This is a genomic window from Pseudoxanthomonas sp. (genome assembly GCF_002863005.1).
Lineage (GTDB): Bacteria > Pseudomonadota > Gammaproteobacteria > Xanthomonadales > Xanthomonadaceae > Pseudoxanthomonas_A.
The window spans coordinates 432336-443887 of the sequence record NZ_PKDG01000015.1 but is presented as its reverse complement, the minus strand read 5'-3'; the positions used below and the strand labels follow the sequence as shown (position 1 = coordinate 443887).

The 11552-nt window shown below is 68.2% G+C and carries 8 protein-coding genes; 4 read left to right on the top strand and 4 right to left on the bottom strand.

Annotation, left to right across the window (positions count from 1 at the left end; translation table 11 throughout):
- The first annotated feature begins 5 nt into the window (after nucleotides 1-5).
- The gene (locus tag CYU89_RS06970) at nucleotides 6-833 is read left to right on the top strand and encodes a class I SAM-dependent methyltransferase (protein WP_296279682.1); all 828 of its coding nucleotides are present in this window, start codon (nucleotides 6-8) and stop codon (nucleotides 831-833) included.
- 1 nt (nucleotide 834) lies between these two features.
- Here the strand turns inward: CYU89_RS06970 and CYU89_RS06965 are convergent, their stop codons facing one another.
- From CYU89_RS06965 to CYU89_RS06955, 3 genes are all read right to left on the bottom strand, one after another.
- Nucleotides 835-1941, bottom strand: a complete 1107-nt coding sequence (locus CYU89_RS06965; RefSeq protein WP_296279680.1) for a metal-dependent hydrolase — start codon at nucleotides 1939-1941, stop codon at nucleotides 835-837.
- A 61-nt stretch (nucleotides 1942-2002) separates the two neighbouring features.
- Nucleotides 2003-2821, bottom strand: a complete 819-nt coding sequence (locus CYU89_RS06960) for a UDP-2,3-diacylglucosamine diphosphatase (protein ID WP_296279678.1) — start codon at nucleotides 2819-2821, stop codon at nucleotides 2003-2005.
- Nucleotides 2818-4545: a GNAT family N-acyltransferase gene (locus CYU89_RS06955; protein ID WP_296279677.1), complete on the bottom strand. Its 1728-nt coding sequence runs from the start codon at nucleotides 4543-4545 to the stop codon at nucleotides 2818-2820. The genes CYU89_RS06960 and CYU89_RS06955 overlap by 4 nt, the downstream gene beginning before the upstream one ends.
- A gap of 203 nt (nucleotides 4546-4748) precedes the next feature.
- On the opposite strand from CYU89_RS06955, the gene metK reads away from it, so the two are divergent.
- From metK to CYU89_RS06940, 3 genes are all read left to right on the top strand, one after another.
- Entirely contained in the window at nucleotides 4749-5960 is a 1212-nt protein-coding gene (gene metK, locus CYU89_RS06950; RefSeq protein ID WP_296279675.1) for a methionine adenosyltransferase, read from the top strand.
- 220 nt (nucleotides 5961-6180) lie between these two features.
- A complete protein-coding gene (locus CYU89_RS06945; protein WP_296279673.1) occupies nucleotides 6181-6678 on the top strand; it encodes an acyl-CoA thioesterase in 498 nt (165 codons plus the stop codon).
- A 40-nt stretch (nucleotides 6679-6718) separates the two neighbouring features.
- Nucleotides 6719-8587 (top strand): ATP-binding cassette domain-containing protein, encoded by a 1869-nt coding sequence (locus tag CYU89_RS06940; RefSeq protein ID WP_296279671.1) that lies wholly within the window; start codon nucleotides 6719-6721, stop codon nucleotides 8585-8587.
- Nucleotides 8588-8685: 98 nt separating this feature from the next.
- On the opposite strand, the gene ppc is transcribed toward CYU89_RS06940, so the two are convergent.
- Nucleotides 8686-11409, bottom strand: coding sequence for a phosphoenolpyruvate carboxylase (ppc, locus tag CYU89_RS06935; RefSeq protein ID WP_296279668.1), 2724 nt, complete (start codon nucleotides 11407-11409; stop codon nucleotides 8686-8688).
- Between the last annotated feature and the right edge of the window lie 143 nt (nucleotides 11410-11552).

The following is an 11552-nucleotide window of genomic DNA, read 5'->3' as shown; positions in this document are numbered from 1 at the left end:
CCGCCATGTCCGAGATGACCGAAAGCCCCACCTATCTCCACGGATTCTCATCGGTGGAGCAGGCCCGCCTGATGAAGCAGGCCCGGCTGCTGGAAAGCACGCTCTTCAACCACATCGACTACACCGGCGCGCGCCGGCTGCTCGAGGTCGGCAGCGGCGTCGGGGCGCAGACCGAAATCCTGCTGCGCCGGTTCCCGGACGTGCACGTCACCTGCGTGGACCTCAACGAGGTGCAGTTGGCGGCGGCGAAGCAGAACCTCGCCACGATGCCCTGGTGCCGCGACCGTTACACGCTGCAGCAGGCCGACGCCAGCCGCCTGCCCTACGGCGCGCGCGAATTCGATGCCGCCTTCCTGTGCTGGATCCTGGAACACGTGCCGAATCCGGCGCGCGTGCTGAGCGAGGTCCGCCGCGTCCTGGCGCCGGGCTCACCGATCTACATCACCGAGGTGATGAACTCCTCGTTCCTGCTGCATCCTTATTCTCCCAACACCTGGCGCTACTGGATGGCGTTCAACGATTTCCAGTACGACAGCAACGGCGACCCGTTCATCGGGGCCAAGCTCGGCAACCTCCTGCTGGCCGGCGGCTATCGCGACGTGGCGACCGAGATCAAGACCGTGCACTTCGACAACCGCGAGCCCGCACGGCGCAAGGACATGATCGCGTTCTGGGAGGAACTGCTGCTGTCGGCGGCGGATTCGCTCGTGGACGCCGGGCGGGTCACCCGCGACATCGTCGACGGCATGCGCCGCGAGATGCACGACGTGCAGAACGATCCTGACGCCGTGTTCTTCTACGCCTTCGTGCAGGCGCGCGCGACGGTGTACTGAGTCAGGGCGCCGACGCAGCGTCCGGCGTCACAGTCGGCGCGGGCGGCGCAGTGCCAGGACCCAGCGCGGCACGAACCGGCTCCGCAGACGGGTGCCACGTCCGGTGCCACATCGCGGCCAACAGGCGGCGCATGCCGTCGCCGCCGGAGACCGGCATCGACCAGGGGTGCTGTACCGGCGCAACCGCCTGCCAGCGCCCGTCGCGCTGCTCGGCCACGGTGAAGCGGAAGTTGTAGTCGGGCTCCATCCCCATGCGCAGGTCGGACAGGACCAGCCGTCCGTCCTGCACCTGCGCGCGCATGAAGCCGCGGTTGAACCAGGCCAGGCGCTGGACCGCCGGCACGCTGGCCGCTTCACGGTAGGCCTGCACGTTGGAGGGGTAGCCGCGGAACTGCAGCGGCCCCTCGTCGACCAGTACCGAGCGCTCGGCCTCGACATAGCCCGACGGCGTCATCGCCACCACGCGCCACAGCAGCGTATTGAACGGCATCGGCACCGAGAAGTAAGGCGCATCGCCGAGACCCATCGAGGCCAGCGTGCGCTCCGCGTCGCGATCCACGTTGGACTTCGCGACCAGCGACCACCCCAGGTAAGCGGTGCTCAGCACCAGGCCGGCCACCAGTACGCGTTGCGCGGTGACCCGCTCGCGCAGGCACCACGCCGCGACGCACGCCACCAGCAGCCAGACCGTATACAGCGGGTCGATGATGAACACGCTGGACCACATCGCCGGCGGCGGCGTGAGCGGCCACCACAGTTGTGTGCCGTAGACGGTGAAGGCGTCGAGCAAGGGATGGGTGACCAATGCCAGCTGGATCGCCCAGAACCAACGCGCGGGTGCTGCGGCGACCCGTCCGCGGCCATAGCGCCTGAACAGCCACCAGATCAGTCCGCCCACCAGCGGCAACACGAACAGCGAATGGCTGAAGCTGCGGTGCACGGTCATCAGCGTGACCGGGTTGTCGGAGAAGAGGGCGATCGGCAGGCTGTCGAGGTCGGGCAGCGTGCCCAGGGCCGCGCCGGCGAGCAGGGCGGCCCGGCGATGCCCTGCAGGGGCGATGGCGGCGGCGACGGCGCCACCCAGAACGATCTGGCTGAGGGAATCCATGGCGTGATTGTAGGAGCGCGCCACGCCGGCGACCATCACCTCGCCTGCACGGCGACACCGCTCACGCGGCGCGTTGCGAGTCCTGCGGCACCAGCCGCAACCGCGGCGCCACCTCGTGCAGCACCTTGCCGGTATGCGACAGCAGGCACAGCGTGCCGTCGGCCTCCTCGCTCAGCGCGGTGAGGCTTTCGACCCAGTCGCCGTCGTTGGCGTAGAGCAGTCCATCGCGCTGGAGCAGCGAGGCGCGGTGGATGTGGCCACAGACGATGCCATCCAGCCCGCGCCGACGCGCGTCGTCGAGTCCCGCCTGCACGAAACGGGCGATGTAGCGTTCGGCGGCGTCGCTCTGCCGCTTCAGGTATTCCGCCAGCGACCAGTAGCGCAGGCCGAAGCGGCGGCGCAACTGGTTGGTCAACCGGTTGCCGGTGAGGATGCGGTAGTACAGCCAGTCGCCGAACTTTTCCTGCAGGCCGCCGAAGTGGGTGACGCCGTCGTAGTCGTCGCCGTGCGTGACCAGCAGCCTGCGCCCATCGAGCGTGGTGTGGATCGCGCGGCGCCGCACCTGCATGGCGGGCAGCATCAGGCCGCAGAATCGGCGGATCGGCCTGTCGTGGTTGCCGGGCACGTAGACGAGTTCGGTCCCGTTGCGTGCCAGCGCGTGCAGCGCCTCAACCACGCGGTTGTGGGCCGCATCCCAGGACGCGCGGCGCTGTGCCATCCACCACAGGTCGACGATGTCGCCGACCAGATAAAGGCGCCGGCAACGCAATCCTGCGAGGAAATCGGCGAACTCCGCCGCGTGGCAGTGCTTGGAGCCGAGATGCACGTCGGAGACGAAGACCGCGCGCCGCATCGCAGGTGGCGCCGCCCGCGGAATCATGCGGCCGTTTCCATCGGACGCCACGCCTCGCCCAGATAGCGATCGCGCTTCTTCGGCCGGATGCGGTGCAGGTCCACCTCGATCAGGCCATCGATCGAATCGCTGAAGTCCGGGTCCACCCCGAAAGCCAGGAAACGCGCACCACCCGGCTCGCACAGCTCGGTGTACTGCTTGTAGAGCATCGGAATGGTCGCGCCCAGCGTGTCGAGGTTGGTCTTCAGCACACGGTAGGCTGTATCGACGTCCAGCGCGTCGAAACGCGGCGGCGTGGCGGTATAGCGGAACGGATGGCGCGATCGCGCCTCGCCGTTCGCATCGCCGTAGTAGTGCTCGTAGTACGCCACGATCTGTTCGCGCGCGTGCAGCGGCAGGGCGGCGCTCATCGACACCGCACCGAACAGGTAGCGCACGCGCGGATGCCGGCGCAGGTAGGCGCCAATGCCCTGCCACAGGTAGTCGATGCTGCGGCTGCCCCAGTAGTCGGGCACCACGAAGCTGCGGCCCAGCTCCATGCCAGAGGCCAGGCGTGGCAGCGCGTCGTCGGCGTAGTCGAACAGCGTGGCGGTATAGAGGCCCTTCAGTCCCTGCGCCGCCAGCACGGGCGCGCCGCGCGCGATCCGGTACGCACCGGCGATCTTCCTGTGGGCGGCATCCCACAGCACGATGTGTTCGTACCAGGTGTCGAACGCATCCACGTCCAGGCGCTTGCCGGTGCCCTCGCCCACCGCGCGGAACGTCAGTTCGCGCAGCCGGCCGATCTCGCGCAGCAGCGGCGAACCACCGGCCAGCCGGCCGACGCAGATGCGCTTTCCGTCCGTCGTCTGCCCCAGCACGTCGAGGGTGGCGATGCAGGCCTCGAGCGTGTCCGGCGCCAGGGCATCGAGCAGCGGCTCCGGCGCATCGCTGCCCTCGTTCGTTCCGGGCCGCGTCCGCCGGCCGAGCGCGTAGAGTGCCGTACGCACGCGCGCGATCGCGACGGCTGCATCGCCGTCCGTATCGATCCGCATCAGCTGGCCGACATGCAGCTGCAGGCGCCGCTGGCTGCGGCGGAACATCTCGCGCGCCAGCAACGCCGTACCCGCCGGCTTGAACAGCGCAGAGGCCCCATAGAAGAGCGGCGAGTTGCGTGCCTGCACACGGATCGGCAGCACCGGCGCACCGGTCGCACGCGCGAAGCGCAGGAAGCCGCGGCGCCAGCGGGTGTCGCGCACGCCGCGCGGGCCCAGGCGCGACACCTCGCCGGCCGGGAAGACGATGACGCATTGTTCGGCCGCCAGCGCCTGCTCCACGGCGCGCACGCTCTCGCCACTGGGCTTCCCGCCGAGGATCCGAACCGGCAGCAGCAGATCGGCGATGGGGGCGATGCCGGCCAGGACATCGTTCGCCAGGATCTTCACGTCACGGCGCACGCGACCGACGAGTTGCAGCAGCGCCAGCGCATCCAGCGCGCCGGAAGGATGGTTGGCCACGATCAGCAGCCGTCCCTGCGCCGGGATGCGCTGCTCGCCGGCCGCATCCACCGTCGGGCGCAGGTTGAGGTGGTCGATCGCGGCATCGATGAAGTCGAGCCCTTGCAGGTGGCCGTGGTCCGCAAGGAATGCATAGGCCTGGTCGAGCTTCGACCAGCGCCCGAGTGTGCGCAGCAGCGGCTGGGTCAGCCGGGCGCGGCGACCGCGGAACCAGTGGGGATAGCGTTCGGCGATCTGGCGTTCCAGCGGATGCATGGCGGGACCGGCGGCGGGGTTTCGCCGCGCAGCCTGCGCCTGGCCGGCGACAGCGCGGTTGCGGTTTTCTGGCAATCCGGTGACAGGTGCGCTTGATGCCCGCTTAACCCTGGTGGACCCTGAACGGCGCAGAATGCACGCACCGCCCCCGGCGTGTATCATGCGCGCCCATCTTTTCATCCGAATCAAAGGATATAAGCCTGATGTCCAGCTACCTGTTCACCTCCGAATCGGTCTCCGAAGGCCATCCGGACAAGATCGCAGACCAGATTTCCGACGCCGTGCTGGACGCCATCCTGGCTCAGGACAAGCGCGCGCGCGTGGCCTGCGAGACGCTGGTGAAGACGGGCGCCGCCATCGTGGCCGGCGAAGTCACCACCAGCGCGTGGGTCGACATCGAGTCGCTGGCGCGCAAGGTCATCAATGACATCGGCTACGACAATTCGGACGTCGGCTTCGACGGCCACACCTGCGCCATCATCAACATGCTCGGCAAGCAGTCGCCCGACATCAATCAGGGCGTCGACCGCAAGAAGCCGGAAGAACAGGGTGCGGGCGACCAGGGCCTGATGTTCGGCTACGCCTGCAACGAGGCGCCGGAATTCATGCCCGCCCCGCTGTACTACAGCCACCGCCTGGTGGAACAGCAGGCCAAGGTGCGCAAGAAGGGCAAGCTGAAGTGGCTGCGCCCCGACGCCAAGTCGCAGGTCACCCTGCGCTACGACGGCAACACCGTCCTGGGCCTGGACGCCGTGGTGCTGTCGACCCAGCACGACCCGGACATCAAGCAGAAGGACCTGATCGAGGCCGTGCGCGCCGAGATCCTGGTGCCCGTGCTGCCGAAGAAGTGGCTGGACGCGCTGCCGAAGAACAAGGTGCACATCAACCCGACCGGCAAGTTCGTCATCGGTGGCCCGGTGGGCGACTGCGGCCTGACCGGCCGCAAGATCATCGTCGACAGCTACGGCGGCATGGCCCGCCATGGCGGCGGCGCGTTCTCGGGCAAGGATCCGTCGAAGGTCGACCGCTCGGCGGCCTACGCCGCGCGCTACGTGGCCAAGAACATCGTGGCCGCCGGCCTGGCCGACAAGTGCGAAGTGCAGGTCTCCTACGCCATCGGCGTGGCCGAGCCGACCTCGATCTCGGTCACCACCTTCGGCACCGGCAAGGTCGGCGACGACGTCATCGAGAAGCTGATCCGCAAGCACTTCGACCTGCGCCCGTACGGCATCACCCGGATGCTCGACCTCGAGCACCCGATCTACCAGCCGACCGCCAGCTACGGCCACTTCGGTCGCAAGCCGCGCGAGATCAGCTACGTGGACGCCGCCGGCAAGAAGCACACCGCGACCGCCTTCTCGTGGGAGAAGACCGACCGCGCCGAAGCGCTGCGCAAGGACGCCAAGCTGAAGTGACGACCGGCGCGCCTGCGTTCGCAGGCGCCTTTGCCGGGCCCGTCATCCCTGCTAACGCAGGGATCCAGCGCCTCCGCCTCGAAGAACGGGCCGCGAAAGCGGCCCGTTCTTTCTTTCACCAGGCGTGAAGCGGAGCAAGCTCCGCTCTACGACACGCGTGACCATCACAGGGCGTGTCGGGATCGGTTAGCCTGCGCGCCTCACCCCCGGGAGTCGCGCCATGGAATCGCTCAAAAGCCACCAGCTCACCATGACGGTGCTGATGACGCCGGACATGGCCAACTTCTCCGGCAAGGTCCACGGCGGCGCGATCCTCAAGCTGCTCGACCAGGTGGCCTACGCCTGTGGCAGCCGCTATGCCGGCAAGTACGTGGTCACCCTGTCCGTGGACCAGGTGATGTTCCGCCAGTCCATCAACGTGGGCGAACTGGTGACGTTCCTCGCTTCGGTCAACCACACCGGTACGTCGTCGATGGAAATCGGCATCAAGGTCGTCGCCGAGGACATCCGCAGACAGAGCGTGCGCCACGCCAACAGCTGCTTTTTCACGATGGTGGCGGTGGACGACGACGGCCGGACCACCCCGGTCCCGCCACTGGCGCCGTCCACGCCGGACGAGATCCGCCGCTTCGCCGCCGCGCGCCTGCGCCGCCAGTTGCGCGAGGAAATGGAACGCCGGCACGCCGAACTGGGCAGCCGGGCCATCGAAACCGCCTGACCGGCGGCCGCCGGCAGGGCGCGCCGGCTACAATACACACATGTCCCTGATGCAATTCCAGCGGGTCGACTTCAGCGTCGGCGGGCCGCTTCTCCTCGAACACGTCGACCTGTCCATCGAACCCGGCGAGCGCGTCTGCATCGTCGGCCGCAACGGCATGGGCAAATCCACCCTGATGCGCCTGATGGCCGGCGAGCTGAAGCCGGACGACGGCGAGATCCGCGTGCAGAACGGCGTGGTGGTCGCGCGCATGGCGCAGGAAGTGCCGCAGGATACACAGGGCACCGTGTTCGACGTGGTCGCCGAGGGCTTGGGCGACCTGGGCCAGCTGCTGGCGCGCTACCACCATGCACTCCACGACGGCGACATGGAGGCGATGGGTGAAGCCCAGGCGCTGATAGAGGCGCGCAATGGCTGGGACCTGGACTTGCGCGTGCAGCAGGTGCTGACACGGCTGGAGCTACCGGAGGAGACCGACTTCGCGGCGCTCTCCGGCGGCATGAAGCGCCGCGTGCTGCTGGCGCAGGCGCTGGTCCGCAACCCCGACATCCTGCTGCTGGACGAGCCCACCAACCACCTCGACATCGAGGCGATCGCCTGGCTGGAAGGCTTCCTGAAATCGTTTGGTGGCAGCATCGTCTTCGTTACCCACGACCGCAGCTTCCTGCGCTCGCTGGCCACCCGCATCCTCGAAATCGACCGCGGCCAGCTGACCAGTTGGCCGGGTGACTACGACAACTACCTGCGCCGTCGCGAAGAACGCCTGCACGCCGAGGCGCAGGAGAATGCGCGCTTCGACAAGCTGCTGGCGCAGGAAGAGGTCTGGATCCGACAGGGCATCAAGGCTCGCCGCACGCGCAACGAAGGCCGCGTCACCGCACTGAAGGCGATGCGCCGCGAGCGCGCCCAGCGCCGCGAGCTGTCCGGCAACGTGAGGATGGAGGCCGCGGCGGCGCAGTCGTCGGGCAAGAAGGTCATCGAGGCCAAGCACATCACCCAGGCCTACGACGGTCGCGTGCTGCTGGACGACGTGTCCGCGACGATCATGCGCGGCGATCGCGTGGGCATCATCGGCCCCAACGGCGCGGGCAAGTCGACCCTGTTGAAGATCCTGCTGGGCGAACTCGCGCCGCAGCAGGGCGAAGTGAAGCTGGGCACCGGCCTGCAGATCGCGTACTTCGACCAGCACCGCAGCCAGCTGGACGACTCCCGCACCACGCTGGAGAACGTCGCCGAGGGCAGCGACTTCGTCGAGATCAATGGCAGTCGCAAGCACGTCATCGGCTACCTGCAGGATTTCCTGTTCTCGCCCGAACGCGCGCGTGCGCCGATCACCCGCCTGTCCGGCGGTGAGCGCAACCGGCTGCTGCTGGCCAAGCTGTTCGCCCAGCCCTCCAACCTGCTGGTGATGGACGAACCGACCAACGACCTGGACGTCGAGACGCTGGAGCTGCTGGAAGAGCTGCTGCTCGACTACAAGGGCACGCTGCTGCTGGTCAGCCACGATCGCGACTTCCTCGACAACGTGGTCACCAGTACCCTGGTGCTGGAGGGCGAAGGACGACTGGGGGATTACGTCGGCGGTTACTCGGACTGGTTGCGCCAGCGCCGCGTGCCCGGCGCGACCGCCACGGCATCCTCACCGGTCAAACCCGCGCTGTCGAAACAGCCCGAACCGGTGGCCGCCGCCAAGCGCAAGCTGAGCTTCAAGGAAGCGCGCGAGCTGGAACAGCTGCCGGCGCGCATCGAAACCCTGGAAACCGACATCGCCGCACGCACCGCCGCGATGAACGATGCGGCCTACTATCAGCAAGCGCCGGCCGACCTGCAGCGCGCGAACGATGAACTTGCCGCCCGTCAGGCGGAACTGGACCTCGCCTACCAGCGATGGTCGGAGCTGGATGGCTGAAGCGCAGTGATGCCGATGTGGGAGCGACGTGAGTCGCGATGGCACGCCAGTAACGCCTCATCGCGACTCACGTCGCTCCCACGCCACAGATCTCGCGCTCACCCGGTGTTCTGCACGCCCTGCGACACGCCGTTGATGCTGGCGACGAGCGCATGCAGCAGCGCGTCGTCTTCGCGGTCGCTGGCGCGCCAGCGCTTCAGCAGGTCGGCCTGCATCACGCTGATGGGGTCGATGTAGGGGTTGCGCAGCCGGATCGACAGCGCCAATCGCTGGTCGTGCTGCAGCAGCCAGTCGTTGCCATTGAGCGCCAGCACCCAGCGCAGGACGGCGGCATGCTCCTGCTGCACCTTCGGGAAGAACTCTCCATGCAGGTCGCCGGCCATCTTCGAGTACATCTCGGCGATGCTCAGGTCGCCTTTGGCGAGCACCATCGACACGTCGTCAAGGAAGGTCTTGAAGAAGGGCCAGTCGCGCGCCATTTCGAGCAATGCCTCTTCACCATACGTAACGACCGCCGCCTGCAGGCCGGTCCCCACGCCGTACCACCCCGGAATGACGGCACGCGCCTGGCTCCACGCGAACACCCAGGGAATCGCACGCAGGTTGCTGAGCGCGGCATCCTGTCCGAGCCGTCGCGATGGACGCGAGCCCAGCGTCATCCGTTCGATCACGTCGATCGGCGTGGCGTTGCGGAAATAGTCCATGAAGCGCGGCGCCTGCACGAAGGCGCGATAGGCCTGCGAACTCTCGCGCGCGACGAGCGCCGTGATCTCGCGCCAGCGCGTCTCGCGCGGCTCGGGGGGACGCGGCCGCAGGCTGGACAGCAGCACCGCACCCACCGACTGTTCCAGCGAGCGCAACGCGAGCGCGCGGATGCCGTACTTGCGATGGATCACCTCGCCCTGCTCGGTCACGCGCAGGCGGCCGTCGACGCTGCCGCGCGGCGCGGCTTCCAGCGCCCGCGTGGTCTTGCCGCCGCCACGGATGATCGAGCCGCCGCGGCCATGGAAGAACGTCAGCCGGATACCCAGCTCCTGCGCCGCGTCGACCAGGTCCACCTGCGCGCGCTGCAGGCCCCAGCGCGAGGCGGCGATGCCGCCGTCCTTGCCGCTGTCGGAATAGCCCAGCATCACCATCTGCACGTTGCCGCGCGCGGCCAGGTGGGCGCGGTAGACCGGATCGGCCAGCAGGTCGCGCAGGACGTCGGTACCGTGGCCGAGGTCGTCGATGGTTTCGAACAGCGGCGCGATATCCAGCGGCACCTGACCTGCGTCGTCGACCAGCCCACCCCGGCGCGCCAGCGCGAGCACGGTCAGTACGTCGGCGCGGCTGTGCGCCATGCTGATGATGTAGGTCCCCAGGGCATCCGTGCCGTGGCGCGCGCGCGCATCGGCGAGGGCCGCGAACACCGCATCCAGGCGCTCGTTGCCTTCCTGGTCGGACGCCGGCAGCACCGCATCGCCGCTGGCGTACGGACCCAGCAACGCAGCGCGTTCGACCGCATCGCGCTGCTCCCAGTCACCGTCGCCCAGCGCGGCCGCCACCGCGCGTGCGTGCACGCTGGATTCCTGCCGTACGTCGAGCCGCGCGAGGTGGAAACCGAACGTGCGCACCCGCCACGCCAGCCGGCGCACCGCGAACCAGCCCGCGTGGATGCCGCGATTGGCTTCCAGGCTGTGCAGGATGAGATCGACGTCTTGCGCGAGTTCGTCCGGCGACGCATACCCTTCGGGGCGGTCTTCCAGCGTGGCCTGCAGGCGCGCACGCATCAGGTCGTTGAGCAGCCGGTACGGCTGGTCGCCATGGCGGGGTCGCGACTTCTTCGCAGCCTCTGGCATCAGGGCGCGGTAATGATCGAGGCGTGCGACGACATCGTCCGACACCCCGATGATCGAGCTCGACTGGCTGAGCAGCGTCGTGAGCTGGCGCAGTTCCTTGAGGTAGCGCGTGAGGATGGCGCGTCGCTGCGTGTCCAGGGTTGCGGTAACCGTGCGCGCGTCGACATTCGGATTGCCGTCCATGTCGCCGCCGACCCAGGTACCGAAGCGCAGCACACGGGGAAGCCGGGCGGTCACCTCGGGTGCGGCGCCGTAGACCTCGGTGATCGCGCTTTCCAGCGTTTCGTACAGTACGGGGATGACGCGGTAGAGCACCTCGATCAGGTAGAAGCCGACATGCTCGCGCTCGTCCTCCACGCCAGGACGCACCGGCGACGAATCGGCCGTCTGCCACGCCGACGTCAGCGCCATGCGGAAGCGCGCGGTGTCGGTGGCCAGCTCGCCGGGCGTACGCGTGCCGTCCAGGCCGTTGATCAGGCTGGCGACCATCAACTGCTCCTTCTCGAGCAGCGCGCGGCGCACGGCCTCGGTCGGGTGCGCGGTGAAGACGGGCTCCACGTCGATGCGCGGAAGCCACTCCGCGAGTTCCGCCAGGCTCACGCCCTGCGCTTTCAGTTTGGCCAGCGTGTCGTGCAGGCCGTCGGGCTGCGGACGGGCACTGCCGGCGCGCTGGTAGTCCCGGCGCCGGCGAATGCGGTGCACGCGCTCGGCGATGTTCACGACCTGGAAATACGTGCTGAACGCGCGGATCAGGGACTCCGCCTCTTCGGGCGCCTGACCCTCCAGCAGTCCAGCCAGGATCTGGGGCGGCTCCCCGCCCTGGCGGCGCGCGATCGCCGTGGTGCGCACCCGCTCCACGCCTGCCAGAAACTCCGGAGAAACCTGCTCGGCCAGCATGTCACCGACCAGCGTGCCGAGCCGGCGCACGTCTTCACGCAGGGGAACATCGGGTGGGGCGAATTCGAGACTGCGGGGGCTGTTCATGCGGGGGCGTGGATCCCGTCGTTCGGTTTGGTCTGGATTGGTATTGTTCGGACAGACAACTGGTCTGCTGCAGGGCAGCATGCCTGAGCCTACCCGATCAGGCGTGAGCCGTGCGCCATCGTTTCATCCGGAACAAGCGATAT

Coding starts and splice junctions, on each gene's coding strand:
- CYU89_RS06965 (WP_296279680.1), bottom strand. CDS start 1,941: ATGGATTCCCTCAGCCAGATCGTTCTGGGTGGCGCCGTCGCCGCCGCC.
- CYU89_RS06960 (WP_296279678.1), bottom strand. CDS start 2,821: ATGATTCCGCGGGCGGCGCCACCTGCGATGCGGCGCGCGGTCTTCGTC.
- ppc (WP_296279668.1), bottom strand. CDS start 11,409: ATGAACAGCCCCCGCAGTCTCGAATTCGCCCCACCCGATGTTCCCCTG.
- metK (WP_296279675.1), top strand. CDS start 4,749: ATGTCCAGCTACCTGTTCACCTCCGAATCGGTCTCCGAAGGCCATCCG.
- CYU89_RS06955 (WP_296279677.1), bottom strand. CDS start 4,545: ATGCATCCGCTGGAACGCCAGATCGCCGAACGCTATCCCCACTGGTTC.
- CYU89_RS06945 (WP_296279673.1), top strand. CDS start 6,181: ATGGAATCGCTCAAAAGCCACCAGCTCACCATGACGGTGCTGATGACG.
- CYU89_RS06940 (WP_296279671.1), top strand. CDS start 6,719: ATGTCCCTGATGCAATTCCAGCGGGTCGACTTCAGCGTCGGCGGGCCG.
- CYU89_RS06970 (WP_296279682.1), top strand. CDS start 6: ATGTCCGAGATGACCGAAAGCCCCACCTATCTCCACGGATTCTCATCG.